At 54.8% G+C, this 19284-nt stretch carries 16 protein-coding genes and 1 pseudogene; 2 read left to right on the top strand and 15 right to left on the bottom strand.

Annotated features, from left to right (window positions below; all coding sequences use genetic code 11):
• Nucleotides 1–12: 12 nt before the first annotated feature.
• Entirely contained in the window at nt 13–744 is a 732-nt protein-coding gene (locus EO156_RS11205) for a hypothetical protein (protein ID WP_230577947.1), read from the top strand.
• 58 nt (nt 745–802) lie between these two features.
• Here the strand turns inward: EO156_RS11205 and EO156_RS11200 are convergent, their stop codons facing one another.
• The 7 genes from EO156_RS11200 to EO156_RS11170 all read right to left on the bottom strand — a co-directional run bounded on the left by EO156_RS11200 (nt 803) and on the right by EO156_RS11170 (nt 9463).
• Nucleotides 803–1870 (bottom strand): ankyrin repeat domain-containing protein, encoded by a 1068-nt coding sequence (locus EO156_RS11200; RefSeq protein ID WP_026007255.1) that lies wholly within the window; start codon nt 1868–1870, stop codon nt 803–805.
• A gap of 93 nt (nt 1871–1963) precedes the next feature.
• Entirely contained in the window at nt 1964–2197 is a 234-nt protein-coding gene (locus tag EO156_RS11195; RefSeq protein WP_016851260.1) for a hypothetical protein, read from the bottom strand.
• Nucleotides 2198–2367: 170 nt separating this feature from the next.
• Nucleotides 2368–3018 (bottom strand): hypothetical protein, encoded by a 651-nt coding sequence (locus EO156_RS11190; RefSeq protein WP_016851261.1) that lies wholly within the window; start codon nt 3016–3018, stop codon nt 2368–2370.
• Nucleotides 3019–3123: 105 nt separating this feature from the next.
• Nucleotides 3124–3480 (bottom strand): ankyrin repeat domain-containing protein, encoded by a 357-nt coding sequence (locus tag EO156_RS11185; RefSeq protein ID WP_016851262.1) that lies wholly within the window; start codon nt 3478–3480, stop codon nt 3124–3126.
• 9 nt (nt 3481–3489) lie between these two features.
• Entirely contained in the window at nt 3490–7728 is a 4239-nt protein-coding gene (locus EO156_RS11180; protein WP_230577948.1) for an RHS repeat-associated core domain-containing protein, read from the bottom strand.
• 633 nt (nt 7729–8361) lie between these two features.
• Entirely contained in the window at nt 8362–8838 is a 477-nt protein-coding gene (radC, locus tag EO156_RS11175) for a DNA repair protein RadC (protein ID WP_016851264.1), read from the bottom strand.
• Between the two features lie 400 nt (nt 8839–9238).
• Complete coding sequence (locus tag EO156_RS11170) at nt 9239–9463, bottom strand: hypothetical protein (protein ID WP_026007257.1); 225 nt, start codon at nt 9461–9463, stop codon at nt 9239–9241.
• Nucleotides 9464–9727: 264 nt separating this feature from the next.
• Between EO156_RS11170 and EO156_RS11165 the strand changes: the two are divergent.
• Nucleotides 9728–9895, top strand: a pseudogene (locus EO156_RS11165) (endonuclease); the annotation flags it as partial.
• Between the two features lie 76 nt (nt 9896–9971).
• Here the strand turns inward: EO156_RS11165 and EO156_RS11160 are convergent.
• From EO156_RS11160 to EO156_RS11120, 8 genes are all read right to left on the bottom strand, one after another.
• Entirely contained in the window at nt 9972–10367 is a 396-nt protein-coding gene (locus EO156_RS11160; protein WP_016851266.1) for an H-NS family nucleoid-associated regulatory protein, read from the bottom strand.
• Between the two features lie 669 nt (nt 10368–11036).
• Nucleotides 11037–12320, bottom strand: coding sequence for a DUF790 family protein (locus tag EO156_RS11150; RefSeq protein ID WP_228885007.1), 1284 nt, complete (start codon nt 12318–12320; stop codon nt 11037–11039).
• A 43-nt stretch (nt 12321–12363) separates the two neighbouring features.
• The gene (locus EO156_RS23970; RefSeq protein ID WP_154666344.1) at nt 12364–13023 is read right to left on the bottom strand and encodes a hypothetical protein; all 660 of its coding nucleotides are present in this window, start codon (nt 13021–13023) and stop codon (nt 12364–12366) included.
• 556 nt (nt 13024–13579) lie between these two features.
• Nucleotides 13580–14308 carry a Qat anti-phage system TatD family nuclease QatD gene (qatD, locus tag EO156_RS11140; protein ID WP_011269864.1) on the bottom strand — a complete coding sequence of 243 codons (729 nt, stop codon included), beginning with the start codon at nt 14306–14308 and terminating at the stop codon, nt 13580–13582.
• A complete protein-coding gene (gene qatC / locus EO156_RS11135; RefSeq protein ID WP_005916301.1) occupies nt 14305–15591 on the bottom strand; it encodes a Qat anti-phage system QueC-like protein QatC in 1287 nt (428 codons plus the stop codon). Before qatC ends, qatD begins: the two co-directional genes overlap by 4 nt.
• Nucleotides 15588–16364 carry a Qat anti-phage system associated protein QatB gene (gene qatB / locus EO156_RS24370; protein WP_303046226.1) on the bottom strand — a complete coding sequence of 259 codons (777 nt, stop codon included), beginning with the start codon at nt 16362–16364 and terminating at the stop codon, nt 15588–15590. Before qatB ends, qatC begins: the two co-directional genes overlap by 4 nt.
• A 45-nt stretch (nt 16365–16409) precedes the next feature.
• The gene (locus tag EO156_RS11125) at nt 16410–18293 is read right to left on the bottom strand and encodes a P-loop NTPase fold protein (RefSeq protein WP_206429694.1); all 1884 of its coding nucleotides are present in this window, start codon (nt 18291–18293) and stop codon (nt 16410–16412) included.
• Nucleotides 18294–18440: 147 nt separating this feature from the next.
• Nucleotides 18441–18791 (bottom strand): hypothetical protein, encoded by a 351-nt coding sequence (locus EO156_RS11120; RefSeq protein WP_005923438.1) that lies wholly within the window; start codon nt 18789–18791, stop codon nt 18441–18443.
• Between the last annotated feature and the right edge of the window lie 493 nt (nt 18792–19284).

The raw sequence follows: 19284 nt of genomic DNA, 5'->3' as shown, positions 1-19284 counted from the left end.
ACCTCGAGAACCATGCGTCATACAGAAATCGTCAAATCAAACCGTCCCATCACGCCACCGGAAGAGCAAGGCAAGTTGCTCTCTAAGCGATCGTGGTCCATCACCCGTTTCGTCGGCAGCCTCGCTGCCATGACAACTCTGGCTGGGGTTGTCCTTCATGGCTGCGGTCATGTCTCATACACCACCTATCTCGATGCATGGGGTGTTCAAGCTGATCTCTTCCCGCAATCTACCGATTGGAAAATTGTGAATGGATACTATGCCATTATGCTTCAAGGCGTTGGCATTCTCCGATCTGTCCCGTGGCGCGTTCCGATCACGTTTTTTCTCATGCTCTGGTTCGCGATCTGGCTCTACCGTCTACCTACCGGGCCAGCAGTCAACAATCGCATCACTTTATTCATTCGGGAACGGCCATGGCTAAGCGGCATCGTGTCCTCAGCCGGCATGGCCGCATCTGTCGTTTATTTAGGAGTGATGCTTTACTTGGTTGGCCTGCTTGTTGCGATCATGCCAGGCTTGGTCGGAGAGAGAGCCGGGAAAGAGAAAGCAACCAAAGAGAGGCGACGCCTCCTTGGACCAGTGTCGACAAGCGATTCAGAACTCTGGGAAAAGGGTGAGCGAAAGATCCGAGGCCACATCATTGCCAGCAGCTCTGACCTGATCGCCATCTACGACACTGACCTCCATCAGGTCCGAACCCTATCGCGTGGCGATTGGGAGATACGGAGAGCAGGCCCTTAGAAGTAAGCAACGGAGTGAGGATGCCGATGACATCCAGGCGTATTCCTACAGCATTCGCTTACAAGCGTGCGCCGCGAGCAGGGCTCTTCTCTATTGAACTTGACGTATTGCTCTGCGCAAATCTCTTGCGCTCGTTGGATTGAAGCTCTCCGTGCTGCTTCGTAGCGTCAAGTCTGGCAATCGCTTCATCAAGCTTGGCTTCGATCTCTTCGTCCGAGATCAATTCGCGCACGTGATCTAGGTTCACTCGGCGAACCAGAAGATCCGCCACTTCATCATGGCCATTTTGGAGTGCAGCAAACAAGCCTGCCTCCGGATAAGCGGTCTTATGGGTGAATTCCAAGAGTGACTTGACCATTCCTGCATCGCCCTCCGTTGCTGCAGCGAACAGTGCTTTCTCGCCAAAGTCGCGCGGCGCATACCCTGTTCTGACGATCGCCCAAAGTATCGTCCGCACCAGCTGTTCATGACCTTTGGCAGCAGCGACGTTGAGCCCCAGCGAAAAGGTGTCTTCCGGATCCGGAAGACCAGCTTCGATCAAGAACTCAACGACCTCGGCATGATTGTTCTCGGCCGCCGCCGCAAAGCCATGCTGCGCACATTGAATTTTGGATGAAAACGGCAACAGATGCTTGACCACTTCCAAGTGGCCTTCCCGACACGCAGCGATCAGCGCTCGACTGTCCTGGGCTTTAGCATCTGAAAAAAGGACCAACTGAAAGACCACATCTGCGTGACCATGACGCGCTGCCTCATACAGCGCCTGAGAATCGCCTTGCAAAGGACTACACTCCTTGAGCAGGCGTTTGACGCACTCCGTGTGCCCGTGCCTGGCAGCAAGCACCAATGCCTCGTCGTTTTCTGCGTCGCAAAACGCCATGAGCTGCTCAACTGCCCGCGCTGAACCCGCCTTGGCGGCGACATCAAGCGGATAGACCGCAAACGACTTTGACAGCAGTGGCGCCAGCTGATCAACCAAGCTTTCTTTGCCGCTCTTGATCGCCACCTCAATGGCGTAGCGTGCCGCAGCATCGATGTCACCCTGAGCCTGACAAAGCGACTGCACATATGTCTCGCCTCCCTGCTTCACTGCTTGTCTAATATTTCTTCTAATTGATTGGTCCATTTCGTCTCCTTTCCATTCAACTTAAGGCCGAAACGCCTTTCGTCAAGATCGTAGCGTGACAGCATCAGTCGATTGGACAAGCCGAGAAGGGACTTACAGATCGTCGATGTCAGGAACACGGTCCTCGTAGTCACACGCAATGAGCGTGCCGGTTTCATCTTCGATGCGATGGATTTCGGGTGCACTAAACCATTCTTCGAAATCGAAGTCACTGTTCGCAATCGTGTCGACATCGCATTGAGCAAGCGCCTCCTGCGGCGAGCTTGCTTCAACTGTCATGTAGTGGGCGACTTGGACCGTCGCATTGATCTCGATGGTGTATTTCATCTTGCTCTCCGCGCTTGACGACTTGCCAAGCTTCGGAACGCAATCTATGCATCGCAGACGCGTCGCTACAGGACGAAATCGCCACGATCGCTGAACATCCATTCATCCGGCGCCGATAACGCCAGCGCCCGGATGCACCAGGCAGCCAATACGTGTGGTGGGCCGCCGCGCTAAACGGGCTTCGTGTCTTCGTCTAACTCTTGGCGATCCAGCCATGCCATCTTAGATGCATGGACCGTCATCAGATGAGAGCGGTAGGCATTTCGCCAATGCTTTTTCTCGGCATTTGACTGCCAAGGTAGCGCTAAGGCTTGATCGATGGTCAGAGCCAAGATCGTTGCGCCTTGCTGGAAAGCTTCTTCGATCACACTCATATCGAGCCCCGTGATGCCCGCATGCGAGATCACGCTCTTGATTTTTTCTGAGGACTCGCGGATCACAATGAAGGGGATGCCCTTCCCCGTTCGACCGAATTTGCCCGAGATCGGATCTTGAATCTTCTCCCGGGCTTTGGTGACTTGCGCATACCACGTCAAGAGGTGCACTTTGGGGATAGATCTCGGCGTGCTCTTGCTGATCAAAAACGGATTGCCGTGTTCTCGTTTGAGCTTGTCGAACTGACGCCTTGGGATGCTGAGGTAAAACTCCGCCATGGCTTGGGTGAAGCGCGTCGTGCTCGGTGAGCGATCAAGTCGTTGCTTCAGGCCATCGAAATCCTGGCTGGTGATGATGGCCTCGCGCTCATCGCGCTTTGCGATGACTTCAAGCGCAGCCCGCAAAAATCCGTCTTCGAAGCTTTCCGCCTTGCTGATATTTGTCATAGTCACCTAGACCAGCCACGCTGTTTTTTAAGATTAGCTAGCACCAACTTATAGCCGAATATTGCAACCCTCCGGCTATATTTATTCGTCCACCACAGATCAAAACTAAGTATTCAATACTTCAACCAACTCTTTTTCGCCCAATACCACCGCAAGGCCCTTCGGAGTCATGCCCGCATCATTGACTGCCTCTTTGTTAGCGCCCCTTTCTAACAACCACTTTACGGCCACAACTATACCCTGCTCAACTGCGTTGTGAAGTGGCGTATAGCCATGCTCGCCAGCGCTATTGACGTCTGCACCAAGGGAGACGAGGACTTCCATCTCTGGAATACTCCCTCTGGTTGCAGCGATGTTTATGGGCCTATCCCCGAATAAGCTGACTTGATTAACATCAAGCAGCCTTATACCGACATACTCAGGCAGTTGACTATACTCTTCAAATAATTCGCTAACTAACATAAGTCCTCATCAACACTCGTCTTTGCAATAAATCCGGACATCCATTTCTTGGTTCAGAATAGCTTTACGCGTGTTGCTTATTTCTATCATGTGGCCAGGGTCTTGGTCACCAAACCATTTCTTACTGTATGCCTCTCTTAGTTGCAGGCACTGCCTTAGGCGAGCTAGGTTTGCTTTTGCGTCCAGGCACTTATCGCCGGAAGGAGGAATAGGCGATTTACATACACGACTGTACTCCTTTCGCTCCGTAGCTTGCGCAGCCTTATCCGAAACACCTGAGGCAGAATCGTTTGCAACAGATGCCTGAGGATGAGTTAGATCATACAAGTCAGTTCCTGGACTGCTTCCTCCGGACAAATACTCATAGCCCGCATTGAAGCCCGCACCAATGGCTGCACCGCCGAGCGCTGCCCACACGAGTGGATGGGGAGGCGGAAGCCCGGGCAGCGGAATTGGCATTGGCACTGCAATTTGCCCGGATGGGTCCGTCATTTGAATTGGTGACGATCCAACATAGGCATATGAGTTCATTCCCCCAGCAAGACCAATAGGGTCGCTCTGTGCATAACGCCCAGTGGCAGCGTCATAGTCACGGAAGTAGTTCTGATTTAGCCCACTGGCTGCATCGTAGCGTTGCCCTGGGAAGCGCATATCAAAGACGAATGCTGCACCATCGCCATCCGGGTCTTGATCGGGTGCGGTGTTACCGAATGCTTCGCCTTTCAGACTCCAATTCCAAACCGCCACATCGCGCACCGGGTCGATCACAACACGCGGGCTTCCCAAGTGATCGGGCTCGATGTAATGCAACTTCGTCGCATCAGTCAGAAGACCAACCGGCAAGTCGTCCAACCAAATTGCCTGCTGCCTTGCAATGCCGTTGGTATCGTAGTCGCCTAGCCAATGACCTGATTCATCGTAGAGCGTGTAGGTGTTGGTAGCTCCCAAGAACCGGCGAACCTGCTCACCTCGGCCGTTGTAGCGATAGTTCATCGTCACCGCGCCAGCGCGGCGGGCCTGGGTCATGCGACCCGTGGTGTCATAGGTGTATTGCCTGGCAGTGCCGCCGATGGCCGTAGCATTACCTGCGGCATCGTAAGTGCGTGTGACGCCTGCCACTGCACTCAAGCGATGGCTCGTCGCCGGATAAATATAGACCTGGGTAGCCGTGCCCACCTTTGCGGTCAGTCGGTTGCCGGTGGCATCGTAGGTATAGCCGTCGATCAGCGTTCCAGTGCCGCCATCTTTAAGGGCAGTTAGACGGCCCAGCGCGTCATAGCCCAGGCCGATCTCTGGCGTTGCGTTCCCAGCCGGTGTCAGCACGGTGAGATTGCCAGCTGGATCGAAGCCGAAGCCTACTTCTAGTCCGCCAGGGCGCGTGTCCTGAATCGCTTGCGGGCGGTAGTCAAGATCGTAGCGGCGTTCAAGCACACGGCCATTGCCGTAGGTCCAGTTTGCCGCTGGCCCAAAAGGATAGTAGCTCGCATTGCTAAGCAGCACTTGGCGGCTTCCGCCAAGTGGGGTGACACCAAGCTCGATGGTCAAACCTTGTGCATTGCGAACATAGTCAACCACCGTGGCATCTGGGTAGGTCATGCGTCGCAGCTGCCCACCGATGGTGTAGTCGTAACGCAACACCAAAGCTTTGCCATTACTGGTCTGCACCTTCCGCACCAAGTCACCGAAGCGGTTGTAGCAATATTGGGTGATCGCACCGCCATCTTGCATTTTGGACAAGCGACCAATGCCGAACGTCTCACCGCTCGCACAAACGGGCTGTATTGCGTCGTAGGTGTAAGTGACGTTGAGGCTGCTGGTTGGATAGCTGATCTTGGTTATGCGATTAAGCGCATCGTAACTGTATGCACTGGTGTTGCCTCGCGCATCGGTCTGAGTAGCCCGGTTACCTGCGCTGTCGTAGGTATAGGCAGTCACCCCAGTGTCTGGACTGGTGAGCTTCACCAAATCGCCGAAGCCGTTGTATTCGTATTTGGTGTCCAAGCCCTTGGGGTCAGTGACCTTAGTCAGGTTGTCCAAGGCATCATGCTCAAACTTGGTTTCCGCCTTGATACCAGCGATGTCTTGCAATGTGCGAGACAAGCGGTTGAGGGGATCAAAGTTGTTCTGAGTAGCGACGCCCAGCGCATCAATCACCGCATTAGCATTGCCGCTGGCGTCATACCCCAGATCTGTCGGATCACCCGCCGCCGTTGCTTGTGTTTTCAGCTGACCCAACTCGTTGTAGATCCGCGAAAGCGTCCGCTTGAGCGCACCTGAGGCGTCCTTCGTATCTTCCTTGATCCGCTTTCCGACATTGTCCAATGTGTAATGGACTGTATTGCCAGCGCTGTCCGTGATGTCAGTCAGTCGATGTGCCGCATCGTAAGTGAATGAAGTGAACCTACCATCCGGCTGAGTGACTTGCTTAGCCAAGCCAGTGGGCCAATAGTCGATGAGAGTAATACGATCGTCAGCTTCGCTCGACGCATCAGTGCCGCGCATCTTGATGGCACTGAGCCATCCACGCGGGTTGTAGGTGTAATCGGTGATGACGCCGTTGGCATCCTTAGTCGACAACGCGTGACCAGCACCGTCATAAGCAAGATATTCAGTGCCACGCCCAAGGCTATCGGTGATCTTCCACAGATCGCCCTTGCGGTAGGAGCAGACAGCAGGCACAAGTTCACAGCCGGGATCGTCGCTGATGTAGTAGCTGTAAGTCGTGCTGTCTGCGATATCTTTGCGCGGGCCAATACTGGACAGCAGCAAGCCAGCCGAAGGACATGCGCCTGCCGCGACATCCGCATCTTCGCAATAGCGATGTGTCGTGATCCGAGCTGCACCGCTAGTGGGATCGATTTGCGCCGAGGTCAGAGTCTGGCCTCTGGCGTTATAGGACCACTCCTGTCTCTGGACCAGTTTGCCCTGTTCGGTCAGCGTGTAAGCAAGCGGCAAACCAGAGTTGAGATCAACCTCGTAATTTGAGGATCGCAACACAGCCCCGCTATCAGCTGAGCCCTCGGACTTCCTGATCAAGATGCCATTAGAATCATAATCGTAGTCATATAAATAACTACCCGCGCGTGAGACTTTGTCCAAGTTCCCTGCGCTGTCATAGGAATAGGTCTCTACCTGCTGAACGCAGTTTGTGCAATCTGCCGTAAGAGTGGTGACTTTCTTCTGTCCATTGACAGAACTAAACCCTCGTGTCTCGGAACTGCCTGATGCTGTCTGGACGTGACTACCGCCGCCGTCACCATAAGCAACAGAAAAGCGGTTTACGCCACCGGCATGCTGGGTTGCAACGGCTCTCCCTTTCTGATCGTAGAAGTAGGTCGCAAATCTGTCCCCATTCTCGTCAAATATTCCAGTCAGAGCGCCCGGAAGATCTGCGCCATCTGTGTAGTCTCGGGCGTTGTATTCATACCTCCGAGAACCGACCGAACGCGTGACCGAACTTAAGAAAGAAGAGCCGTCGTAAGCATAGGCAGCACCGTTTCCAGCAGAATCCGAGATGCCAGCGACCATCCCACTGATGTCATACTGAAACGACAGCCACCTTCCCTCGTCATTCTTGACTTGAGAAATTCTTTTCCCAAGCTGCTCGGCCCCTGGGAAGGCATAGCTAATTCCTATGCGCTGCCCACCTCTTTGCAAAATCTCGGTCAAACGTCCAAATGCATCATACTTCTCAATCTCGACCTTCTTAGCCGAGTTGTATTCCCAACCTATCGTTGCTCCTGAGGAGTCAACGACTGCCGTCAGTGAGCTTGATATTCCGGTATTTGGCACCCACTGGCTGCCTAACAGCGAAAACACTTCAACTCCGCCAGTTGGTCGGTAGACCTCGACTTTTGATACACCATCGACAGTCTTCAACACCACGCTGCGGCTATACGTATGTGTCCAAAAAGCGCCCAAGTCGCTGTTTGCCGAACCTGCCCGATCACTGTTGTAATAACGCACAAACTTAGGCAGACCAGCATCGTTCCAATCTGTCTCTACCTGGTATTTATTCCCGGTGCCGACATTGATCGGGTTGCCGCAGCTGAGACTAGGCGATTGACAGGAAGGCGGGCCCTGGCTTAAAGCAGGCTCGTAATCAGTCTCGTCCTGTGCAAATAGAGCAAGGTAAAAGCACCCGTCCGGATTTGACCATTGGGAGCAATAACCCGCAACCTTATCCCCCTCCATATACTCTTTGAAATAAGCCCCTGCTTGGGGAATTCGCTGCTGATGATAGTCCACGGCTTTCCTAGCAAGCGCAGCTGCAATTGCGCGAGTGCATTTCGTGGGTCTACCGCTGCAAGCATCTCCCGGATAGGGCGGAAATGTGCGCGCCCTGTAAAATGACAACCACCAACAGCTATCACCATAATTTTTCCAGCGAACGCACAAGGATGCGAACTCGTCACCAGGCGGGGCTGGCAGATCAACCAAATACGGCTGAATACTTGGAGGATAGTTCTGAGGATCACTAAAATATTTCAGCCAACCATCGGCGACCGCGCTGGCACGTGCAAACGAACAATCATCGGTTCTGCTAGCACAATGCGCATCTGGGCCATCTGCTTGCGCAGCGTGATTGAAGGCAAAAAAACCAAGGCATATAAGTAGCAAATTTAAACTTATACGCTTTACGTCAACACGCAACCGCTGCGAAGTAGATTCCATTCCGCCCTCAAATATTTATTTCGCCAACCCACTTTCGACGTGAGCTACGGCGATTCACAGGTCGTACAGCTTAGCACTTGGGCCTGGCGGCAGGAAGCGCTGTCATTGCTCGCTAAGCACGCGGGCCATGGCCGGAACGGAGGCAAGGTAGGGCCCTGATCTGGGGTGCGCCGGCTGTAGGCCGGTGCTGTCAGCCTACACAAGGGGCTATACAACCCCTTCCGCCAGGCTGGTGTGCTGACACCCACCGATGACCATGTGGTCCAGCACCCGGATGTCGAGGAGACTCAATGCCTGCTGCAGGCGCGCGGTGACCTTGCGGTCAGCTTCGCTTGGCTCCGGATTGCCGCTTGGGTGATTATGAAACAGGATGACGGCCGCAGCGTTCAAATCCAGGGCGCGCTTGGCGACCACCCGAGGGTGCACCTCGCAGCCGTCGATGGTGCCGAAGAAGAGATGCTCGGTTGCCAGGATGTGATTCTTGATGTCCAGGAAGACGACCCCGAAGACTTCGTGCGGCAGGTGAGCGCAGCGGGCAATCAGGTAATCGCCAGCTTGGTCGGGGCTGTGGATGCGGCCTTGGCGTTGAAGGCGTCGTTCCAGGATGGTGGCTGCGGCGAGCAAGATGCCCTCCTCGTCCATCTGGAGTTGGTATTGAGCCTTGATGTCTTTGGTGCGCTTCATCGGTTCTTCTCCACCAGCGCGTTGTGCGCCTCGTGGGAACCGACAGGCGAAGCGTCCGGCCCTATCGCACCCGAGAGCGAGCACCGCGCAAGCGGCGCACAGTGAAGGGCCGCAACAAAGTGCCAGCGCCGAGAAGGAGGCCTGTCCTTGCGGTCGGGACAGCGGAGCTAAGGTCCCTTTCAGAGGCCCAGCGCTGGTGGAGACAGCACCATGCATGCCCTACAAGACCTGCGGGCTAAACGGTATTCGGATGGACGGGGTCGATTGATGTCAGCAGGCAATGGCTGGGCTTTGCAGCCAGTGATGGGCTACTGCGGACCTGTGCTTGCTGCCTTACGCATGCATCGCTGCGCATGAGCAGCACGCAGGCATCGGGATGGGCTGGTCGGCATGAATGGACTCAGACGTGTTCGCCCGTGTTTTCGAGCCCATGCCAGGACAAGATTTCCTCGGCCCGACGGCCGACGAACTGCGCGTCTTCGCTCGTCGCTGCCTTGCTCTCGATGGCGGCAGCCATGACTGTAAAAGCTCGCCAAAAGTGGCGGCGATCAGGACTTGAGGCCCGCAGGGTGGGAACTGCTGCATCCAGGCGTTCGAGGTGAAGGCGTAGCTCGGCTCGGTCCATGGACAGGAGTATCCGCAGCGCTGTCGCACTGCTTGAGACGCGCCCTCACCCTGATACGGAAGAAGTCACACGATCGTGCGCTGACTGAGCGCGGGGCTGACTAGATGCTTCACACCTATGGACGTCCAGCTCTAATCGGAGGTAGCACGTCGGGCGTCTATGCTTCCAACCTACTTGGGCGCAGCGAACAATCGAACTTCTTGTGGGGGTGCCGGCAAGACGCTGCTCAAGCGTCGCGCGGGGGAGCGACCACCGGTCCCGCGTCTTCCGAACAGCGCAACGCTCGGCTCGCTGGGCAGCTACATCGTCAGCATCAATGAGCTGGAAGACACCTTTGGCGCCAGCACGATTGGCATCACAGCGCCAGCCAATGTCAAAGCGATGCTGCCGGCAACCACTTGGCCGCAGACGAGTGGTTGTGATCTGAGCTAATAGACGGCAATCCGCAGACGTAAGAAATGAGTGCCCGAGGTCTCTTCGGGCACTCGTTGCCTCGCATTCGCAAGCCTCAGCCCGGGAAAGCCGGGAACTTCTCATCCGGATGCTTGGCTTTCCATTCTTTGTAAGAGGCACTGCCCTGCCAAATGGTGAAGGCTTTAGGCGGACGACCGCGCCCCGACCACGTTTCTTGGTTGTGTGGCAACCAATACTTGGGCGCTACTTCCTTTCTTTTGGAAGCAGCCTTCTTCGGCTTAGCCACATCAGCGCCGATCAGAGCCGCAATCTCCGACTTCTGCTTTGCACTGAAATGATCGGTGTATTGGTCGAGCAACTTGACGATCTCTGTATAGGCTTCAGATGATTGCTGCTGGCGTAGCTGAGCTTCCTGCTCTTCCAATTTCCGAATTTCTTCTGCCAATTTTTCTTTAGCAGCGGCAAGGGCACTCAAAGACGCGGTTGTCATTCAGGACTATTCCAATCGGTTGATTAGCAAATTATTCGGGAGAAATCTATTGCAGTAAAGCTGCACGGCGATCTATCGAAAAGCTCTACTATTCTATCGTATTGCTCCGCAGCGACCTCTGTCTTTTTTGGATATCGGGAGGGCATGAGGCCGGTCGGGCCTCCTCAACTTGAACAGCTTGACTACTGCCACAACCCTTGAAAGCATGTAGGTCAAGACAGGGGGTGTCTATGGATAAAGCAAGGGATCGTCGAAGCGACCAGGACTATACGGCCCAACAGGTGGCAGATTTGGATCCGTCTGCTCGCCGAGCGTTGAAGCCCCATTTGCGCTGTCCCTATTGCGAGGCCACGGCTCATTTCAGATCCGCATCCAGACCTAGCCCAGGGCGACGCGGCAAGGTCGCTCACTTCTACGCCCTACCCCACGGGGATGATTGCGACATCACCCGGAGCTATGGCGATCCATCGGAAGACGATGATCAGACGTTCCGATCGACATCGCTGACAAGCCTCATCAAGGGTGCCAAGATCATCGTCTATGCGGGCGCACCGCAGGGCTTGACTGAAACTTACAAGGATCGGGTGAACCAGGACCTGCTGACTTTTATCAGCAAGTAATCGCTAAGCCAGTGACCGGCTGAACAAGCCGGCCACTAGTTTGCCGTTTCTAGGCAAGTTGGTTGACGAAGGCTTTGAGCTCGCGGTCGTTACTTCCGTCGTGAGCAAACAGATCAACCACGCCGGGCAGCTTTCGCATCAGCTCGTGCATACGCTCTTTCTGTTCCAGATACTCCTCATCCTGAAAGCCCATCATTTCAACGATCAAGCGCTTGCCCTTGGCCTCCAAGATGAAATCAGGACGAACACCCTGGCCCTCTTGCTTCAAGTCGATCAACGGCTTGATGATCTCGAAGGGCTTCTTCATTTTGTTGAACTTCCAGAGCATTTTTTCAAGCAGATCGAGCGTCTTTCTTTCAAGTCCTGAGTCAACCAGCACATAGCTTCCAAGCTTGGCCAAGGGGTGCAAGTAGGCTTGATAGATCTGCGGCAAAGACTGTCCTGGGAGCAATGCCACCAACGCTATGGCAAGCCATGGGCCAGCCGTTCCCTCTCCGGGAATAAGCAATCGCCCCTTGAAGGAATAGTGCTGTTTGCACCTGGTCAGAACATGCTCACCGCAAGTGGTGTCGTGATCATCGACGACATCTATCACAAAGCCTTGTGGTTGCACCTTCCCAAAAGCTGCTTGCCCTGCAACGATCTTAGCTTTCAACTCATCGAGATGGCTAAACGATAGCCTGAACCAAGGCTTTGCTGGAACCGCTTTATCCGAGTCGAGGAACTGATTATCGAGGTAAGAGGACAACGCTTTCATCTGGTCGCTGATGGGCTTCGTCTCAATGCCAATTCGATTGAGTGATGCTCCTTCCAACACAGTGAACAGAACCCGCGCCAGTGTTGGCATCTTCTGGGCGTGACTCATTCGCTCCGCTGGCTGATGCTTATAACTCGCGGCAGCGAAACCTCCTAGTCCCATGGCTTTTAGGACAGCAAGCCCCCTGACCTTCTTGACGCGCGGAAGGCCTGAAATCCCACCCAACGATAAAGGCCGCTCGCGCGACAATTTGCAATCCGGATGATGGGCCGGGCGGTCGTAAAGGTGCACCAGCGTCGCTTTTCGAATGGTGCCGTTGGGCACTTGCTTGGGGAAGAAGACAGGGGACTTTGTGGAATGCATCCCTTGGCACCCACAGACCAGCCAGCGCTTCTGCAAAGCCAGCTCTTGAAGCTTGTGCACGACTAGCGCGTCTTCCTTCGTCCCAAGAGCGGTTTTTTTAAGAAAGCGTTCAATGTAGCCAAACCAAACCGGGTCAAGCATTTCAAGCACAACCGGCTCTTGGTCTTCATCAAAACGATCAACGACAGCGATAGCTCTGGGATCAAAGTTCATCTTCGAACTTTGCCCAATGGCGAAGCGCATCGTCAATGCGGGGCTACAACCTTCTTGGCTGACTTTTACCTTGTGCGAACAGGGTCTCGCTTTCAAGCCATTCTCGCTCAGCCTCATGAAGGAGATTGGCAAACGCGCGCAAATATTGTTGTGGCCTATCGATGTTGAATTGATCTTCAACGCATACGTCGCGAAGTTCTAAGATCGAGATCTCAATGCCGGCCTTTGGAACGTCAGTCCATAGGTCATCGGCCACTTTGAACGCCGAACGCCAGTCAGAGCGTGAGAGGACAGACCAAGGCCAGGGAGACGGCGTGGCGACTTCTGGCAAGATCGCTTCGCTCTCCACCCAGCGTTGAAGAGAAAAGCGTGCTTGCCCGCCTTGCCCAAACGCCTGATCGATCAACGCCCTAGCACAGATTTTCTGCCAGGCGAATTGGCGCTGCTGGCGGCACCATGCCCGCCAAAGCTCTCGTTCTGATCCAAAAATACAGTGCCCGTTTCCTACCCGGTAAAGTCGCGAGCCATTGATCACAGTCAGTGACAAACACTCCTTCCCGCACACCATGCGCCGATCCAGTCGAGCACCTTGTTCTTCGAAGTAGGCGTCCAGCGAATGAGGCTTAGTATTTCGCCGAATCGAATGTCGAGCCGCCGCCATGGAGGATGGCACTCTACTCCCAACATCGTTCGATCCGTACATTCACCACCTCCACCCAGAAACCTAGGGCGAAAGTGGGGCCTGTCAATGGTGCTTTAATCACTCCCGCCCGGCTGCGCCAGCTGTTCATGGAGAAGCGCGTTCAGCGATTGCCCCGCCCTAATGCACCGATCCGAAAATTCATTGGTATTGTCGATCGACCACACGTGGCCATGACGAAATAGCCGCTGAGCCCGATCAGGAGCCGTGCCGGGCCTGGCGTGAAGCAGCCCGTTTCGCAGCTCCCACGACAGCTCCAAACTCCTCTGCTAACGGAAGGATGGGTTCACCCAGCACTTTGTTAGATAGGTCTCTCGCAAGCTTCTTCAAGTTACCGGTCGTCATGCTTGCCGTATTATTCCTCGGCTTGATCGCCCCACAAATTCTCCCACTATGTGCAAGACAAAAAGATGCTTCGGAACTCCATGCGTTTGCATTTATGGATCGTCATGACTAGGACTGATCCCCAAGAATCTTGTTGGCACTGATCAGATTTTAGCGCTTGCGAATAAATGCGTAGAGATCCTCGTAAACCCAGCTAAAAGTTAGATTTGGCTCCCTATGATTCGCCAATCTGCTTCAAGTTTGCTTTCAGGCGTGTTGCAGCGGCTTGCTCATTGACCTGCCAAATCTCAGCAAGGCTAACCACAGCCTGCGCGGCCTCCCAGGGCCAAATCGACCGAGAATCCATCTTAGCAAAAGGTCCGTCCGACTCAGTAAGAATACGGTCCTGCGGTATAGCCGCAGCAAGTTTTCTACCTTTCTCGCCGCGCAGCATTGCAGGCCCAACGCTAAACCAGCACCCCATCTCGACTGCGCGATCCAGCTCGCGTTGAGTGCCTGAAAACCAATGCAGGATCGGAACACCTGATTTTGGATGCTTTTCAAGCATATCCAAGACCGCCTTTGTGGCCCTCCTGCTATGCAGAGACATGACCCTACCATCAACCCCCTCGCACAAATCCAAAATTTGTTCGAACACAGCCAGTTGCGTATGCCAGTGCTGTTTCAACTCCGGACTGCCGTCCAATCCGATCTCTCCGACATATCTCACTCGACCTATGAGCTTCTCAAATAACGGCAGCTCAAACTTCCTTTCGTGCGCAATCTGCGGGTGCAAGCCTAGGCTGGTACGTATACGAGGGGCAGCGCCAGCCAGGGCAGAAGTTCCTTCCCAAGCTGACGGCGTTGTGGTTACTGACAAAACATACAAACCTCTCTCGACGCATTGCGATACAACCTGACGAGGGTCGGCATACAAGTCTAGGTGGCAGTGAAAATCGATCAATGCAACCCTACCGATTGATGCAGCGCCATCAATTCACCAAGCCCTCTCTGTATCACATCTCGAAGAGGTGCTCGTGGCCCCGCATGCGGGTAAGACAATGCGGAACGCAGCCATGCTTCCAAACCTTCGCTATTGACTCGCGAGATGGCCATTGCAACCGATCTCACATCATCGAAATGCGCGTAATCCGCTTCTCGACGGCCAATGTCCTTGAAGACGTAATCGGTAGGATCTGGCTGCCCCCAGGCCAGGTAGGCTGAACGACGAATTTGACATGGAATACAACGCCCGCATTGATTGTATCCATATCGACGATAGCGTCCGCAGCTTACGGAAGACGCTGCCAAATTACGTAATAAATCCTGATCTGCGCACTCGCGCGACATCTCACCCTTCGTTTTGTGCTGATATGGGTTAATCAAATTGACGCGCAAACCTGCGGCATCTAGCACTGACTGAACGCCATGAAGGAACTCTGGATGAGCTGTCCTGGTGCTCAGACTGCCAAGCCGCGTCCCTGTCAGTGGCGGATTGAGTGCAATGAAACCATTCTCACAGATGAACAACGGAACTTGCGCCCCATCCTGGTAAGCCTGCAAAGAGGTCGCAGCTAGAACTCCGAATGCCAGAAAGATGATCGACCGAGCACGCTGTGATGGTTCTCGACTCCCATCAGAAGGCGGGCTCGCATTGTGATTCAGAGGGAGATGTTTGAAACCTACGGCCTCAGCAAAACTGTGCTGATTGTGGCCATCGCCAGGCACTGTATTGCTGACCGCGATTGATCGACGCCCCGATTCAGCGAGGTCAATAGCACCGATTAGACTATCCATCCCCCCCGAGAGCAGACACACGCTGTCTTCAGTCGGTCGGAACAGTTCGTCCGGAGGATCAGGACGCCGCCCTTCGCCAACAAACTCCAACGTCCAGAGGTCTGTCGACAAGAACCGAAGCGCCGCTTCGATTGTGTGCGCCTCGGAGTTCCAGAAATCTGGCTCCCCAACTGCTGTTATCAAATCGATTTGGCGAGTCCAGCCATCAGGACTTCCCGCCCTATGAACACTAAGATCCGCCACGACGACAGAGAGGGCAAGCGAAAGAAAGTCCCATGCTCTTGGAGCAGGCGCATATCGCAAACGCTGTATTCGTGTCTCGATGGCCGCGCCTGCACTCCCAACAGAGCGAGCCCCATCAGCGTGCCGATCTGGCTGACCGTAGAGAATTAGTTGAAGATCGGAGACAGCTGGCACTGCAACGCCCCGAGGGGCAGAGAAGATTTTCATTCCATGTATCCCTCGAAAACTTCAAAAGTGTCCCTGAGCGCTTCTCTTACCGCTTGCGACACGTTCGCATCCGTCAGCCCTCTCCCAGACTCGCGTAGCTTACGAAACGACGCGGACACTGTTTGCCTCACGTAGTCTTTGACCTCCTTCAAACGGGCAAGCCCCTCACTAACCGTGGGAGCGTTGTCTTGAATATGCTGGCCGACATCTAGCTCAAAGCGTTGAAAAACGTCGTATGCAACGAATCGTTCAATCGCGAACTCTCGTTGGTCCATCGACAGTTCCATCAGATCTGCATCCTGATATTGCGTCAGCAAGTCGGTAAGAGCGTCTCGGATGGCCGCGCGTGAAGCTTCGGCATCTTGTGTTCCATCGACGGGTCGAACCGCATCTACTACACGATCCATCACCTCTTCGGCGGATCTACCCGTCAGGAGAGATCGTTCAAGAAGCGTGCCTGTCTGCGCGAAACCACCAGCGCCTAGACCTGCCAGCGCATTGCCGAGCGCATTTGCAGTGCTGCCAGTGCTACTCATACGGCGGGACGCTGTTGCAGCTCCTCCATAGCCAGAGCGCACATAGTGTTTGACGGCTCGTCTTAAAGAGCGGCCATCGCCGTTTCTAGCAAAATCCCCCAGGTTCCGGCGCACACCCGTCCATCGCTGGGGCTGCGCTTGCGGCGACGGAGCGTCCGGTTCAGGTGGGGTGCCTGGTGGAGGTGCAGGTGTGTCGCCACCGCCAGCGGGAGGCGCATCGGCCCAGGGTGGAATCATTGGCCCGCTGGCGGGTGGTCCGCCGCTACTTTGAGAAGTGCCCATCTACTTGACTGTCCTTGTTTTGATGGCTGCCTTTACAGGCTTACTCGTGTCCCCAGCGTCCCAAGCGCCGAATACGTCTTTCGCCCAAGAGTAATCTGCGATTCTCGGAATGATGTTCGGACGGATCTGAGCTACAGGTCGATCTCGCAGAAACGCAGCTAGGCGCGCTCCCAGCGCAGGGTCGGACTCAGCCAGCGCCACGGCAGATTCAAGAATGGCAGGAACGCCCCATTCCTGCTCCTGGCGCGCCTTCTCTAACACGCGATCCATTAGCACGGTCGTCTCTGCCCGAGCTAAGCCAGATAGGCGCGCCTTCAAGCTGCCTGCCATCTCCGGCTGAGTAAGCAAAGCGGTGAGAACTTCGGCGGCATCCGACGACAAGCGGTCCTCGGGTGAGATTAGCGGCGCATGCTCACGACTTACGTAGAGAGCCCCACGCAAATCAATATCTGATAGTGCAGGAGGCAGTCGCAACCACTCTTCGATGAACGGCGCCTTCCAGGGATCTTGAAGAGCAAACTCGGCACCTGCAATTGCGGATCTTTCCCACTCCGCGAGGAACGCTGGCTTTCCGTTGTCGCTGGTGCTCACCTTGGACACCAAATCTGCGAAAGCCTTACTGTCCCCCAGCCGCTCAAACAACATCAGCTTGGCCAATACTGCTTCGTCAACACCAACGCCTTGCGCGTTGGAAATGGCCATCCGGATGGAGAGTGCGTTTAGAAAGCGCTTGATCAGACGTGGGTTGCCCAAAATTCCCGATGCGCCAACCATCAAGGGCGCGAGCCGGTCAGCCGTGTCTAGCTTACCGACAAGTTCTCCTGGCAAATCCGGATGCAGACCTGCAACGAAACCTCGATCCACCCGATTGCCCTGCCATGTCTTCCGCAATTGCTCGCATACACCCAAACGGATCTTATTCTTATCTTCTTGATCCAAGCTACTGTTGTCTACGAACAATAGCATCATGTAAGCGCGAACTTCCTGGGTGCCCAAAGGTGGAACGCGGATGGGAACCTGAATCAGTTTATCGAAATAGTTGATGACTAGGTCATCGGTGATGCCGTCAAAGTGGCGCCTGACGGCGTGCTTGATCATGCCATCATCCGCTGCAATCACGAATGCGGTGTGGCGAAGAAATAGAAACAATCGGATTGCTTCTAAGGTAGAGATCGTCGTCGGCGGTAAGCACCGATCGAGATCGTCTATCAAAACAACCAGCGTAATTCCTAGCTCTTCTAGCGCCTGTTCAAAGCTGTTGCGTAGCGCTTGAATTTCCTTTGGTGGCGAGATTTCGAGTCGAGGGTCCAATAGACCAGCGACTTCCTTTCCTGCCTTCTTGACTGCTTTATCGGCAGCCTTCAACTCATCCTCGTTGACTCCATCGGCCATATCCCCGGCAGTATTGAACACCCCGCCAAGAACGCCAATTGGCGGCAACCCCAATGTCAATGCCGCCACATCGGTCGCCACGAGCTTGCCAAGGCGAAGCCACCGGATCCTCTTGACGAATTCCGTGACCTTATCCCCCGCCGTCTCACGCTTCTTGGCTTCTTCCGCAAGTTTATCCGCGATGACATCCATGAGTGCAGCACGCGCGTCATCATAGCCTTGGTACAGCCACGCATTGAATTCAACGACGACGAATTCTCTATCGCCTTCCTGTCTCGGCCGGGCGGAGAGCGAGGCATGGGTAAGCTTAATCATAGAAGACTTGCCCACACCCCATGATCCCGATACCCCAATCGATACTGGGCGCCCGTTGGCCTGCGCGATGATCTCTGCAACCGTATCTGCGATTCCAGAGAAGTTAAGAAAATCTCTCTCTGTCTCGTTGTCAGCCCACATGTCCACCTCAACCTTAGAAAATTCAAAGATGTTCAATGACTATTGGAAATTGGCGAGACAACCCTTCCTGTTATTCGCAAATTACTGCTTCAACTTGCGGATCGTCTTGCATGCAAGCAAGCGTCAGACAGACGATTCAAGTTCGCGCAGGCGTAAATGTGCGTACGAAAGATGATGACCTTGCTAGCGCATAAGTTCATAGCGTTGAGCGCGTGATCTGGCCTCAGCCTCCTGATAGCGAAGTTCCCTCAGCACCCGCGCCGTAGCCTCCCCCAGCTCATCGGCCAATGCCTGCTCGCCAATGGCCCCCATCACTTGTTCCCAGAAACCTGCCGCCCGCACGAAACCCAGACGCGGCCCAATGGCGGATCGTCGTCGCGAGGATGAAGGAGTGATGATGGGGGCAACCGGCTGAGGTGCGGGCGCTGGATCCAAGATCTCGGCCAACGCTTCAAGGGGCATCTGGATCAATCCGTCGATCTTGCGGGCGCCCGGATAGCGCCCTGACTGCATCCCTTCACGCACGCGCTGCACCACCCCTCTCGTGCTCTGACCACGAAGCACATGTGCGACCTCTTCGGGCCGAAGTGCATATCGCTGCGGATACAACTCTCGAAGCGTTTGAAGCGCGCTTGCAGACATGTGCGATGGGCCATCCCTAGACTCATTACAACTGTCTTATAGCGCAGCCTAGGAGACCTTGGAAGCCGTGGCAATGCTGTGGCGAACAAGCGCTGTTAGAAGCTGCTTTAGGTTGTCTAGACCTGCGTCGCGCCCATTGAGTGGTCAGCCGTAGGCCTTATGAAACAGTAGGTTAGACCAGATAAAGGTAGACCCTCAATTTCCCCTCTTCCTTAGGAGGGGGACGCTCTATCCAGCTGAGCTACGGGGCCAAGGGCGGCATTGTCGCACGATCGTTGCGATTGCCAAGCCGGTGGCGGTAGGCGGCCGGCGGAGCCTGCTAAAATCGGCGGCTACCGTGTTGCGGGTGGCTCTGCCACCACGACCGCCACTGTTTCCAGGAGAT

Origin of the sequence: Xanthomonas sp. DAR33341 (genome assembly GCF_003992815.1) — a bacterium.
In the GTDB taxonomy this organism is placed as follows: domain Bacteria; phylum Pseudomonadota; class Gammaproteobacteria; order Xanthomonadales; family Xanthomonadaceae; genus Xanthomonas; species Xanthomonas cissicola.
The sequence above is the reverse complement of the archived record's forward strand: the minus strand, read 5'-3'. Positions and strand labels throughout refer to the sequence as shown.

What these genes read in the sequence shown, in the direction of transcription:
- EO156_RS11200 (WP_026007255.1), bottom strand. Translation starts at nt 1,870, where the DNA reads ATGGACCAATCAATTAGAAGAAATATTAGACAAGCAGTGAAGCAGGGA.
- qatB (WP_303046226.1), bottom strand. Translation starts at nt 16,364, where the DNA reads ATGATTCCACCCTGGGCCGATGCGCCTCCCGCTGGCGGTGGCGACACA.
- EO156_RS11190 (WP_016851261.1), bottom strand. Translation starts at nt 3,018, where the DNA reads ATGACAAATATCAGCAAGGCGGAAAGCTTCGAAGACGGATTTTTGCGG.
- EO156_RS11195 (WP_016851260.1), bottom strand. Translation starts at nt 2,197, where the DNA reads ATGAAATACACCATCGAGATCAATGCGACGGTCCAAGTCGCCCACTAC.
- qatC (WP_005916301.1), bottom strand. Translation starts at nt 15,591, where the DNA reads ATGAAAATCTTCTCTGCCCCTCGGGGCGTTGCAGTGCCAGCTGTCTCC.
- EO156_RS11185 (WP_016851262.1), bottom strand. Translation starts at nt 3,480, where the DNA reads ATGTTAGTTAGCGAATTATTTGAAGAGTATAGTCAACTGCCTGAGTAT.
- EO156_RS23970 (WP_154666344.1), bottom strand. Translation starts at nt 13,023, where the DNA reads ATGTACGGATCGAACGATGTTGGGAGTAGAGTGCCATCCTCCATGGCG.
- radC (WP_016851264.1), bottom strand. Translation starts at nt 8,838, where the DNA reads ATGAAGCGCACCAAAGACATCAAGGCTCAATACCAACTCCAGATGGAC.
- EO156_RS11150 (WP_228885007.1), bottom strand. Translation starts at nt 12,320, where the DNA reads ATGAACTTTGATCCCAGAGCTATCGCTGTCGTTGATCGTTTTGATGAA.
- EO156_RS11160 (WP_016851266.1), bottom strand. Translation starts at nt 10,367, where the DNA reads ATGACAACCGCGTCTTTGAGTGCCCTTGCCGCTGCTAAAGAAAAATTG.
- EO156_RS11205 (WP_230577947.1), top strand. Translation starts at nt 13, where the DNA reads ATGCGTCATACAGAAATCGTCAAATCAAACCGTCCCATCACGCCACCG.
- EO156_RS11170 (WP_026007257.1), bottom strand. Translation starts at nt 9,463, where the DNA reads ATGGACCGAGCCGAGCTACGCCTTCACCTCGAACGCCTGGATGCAGCA.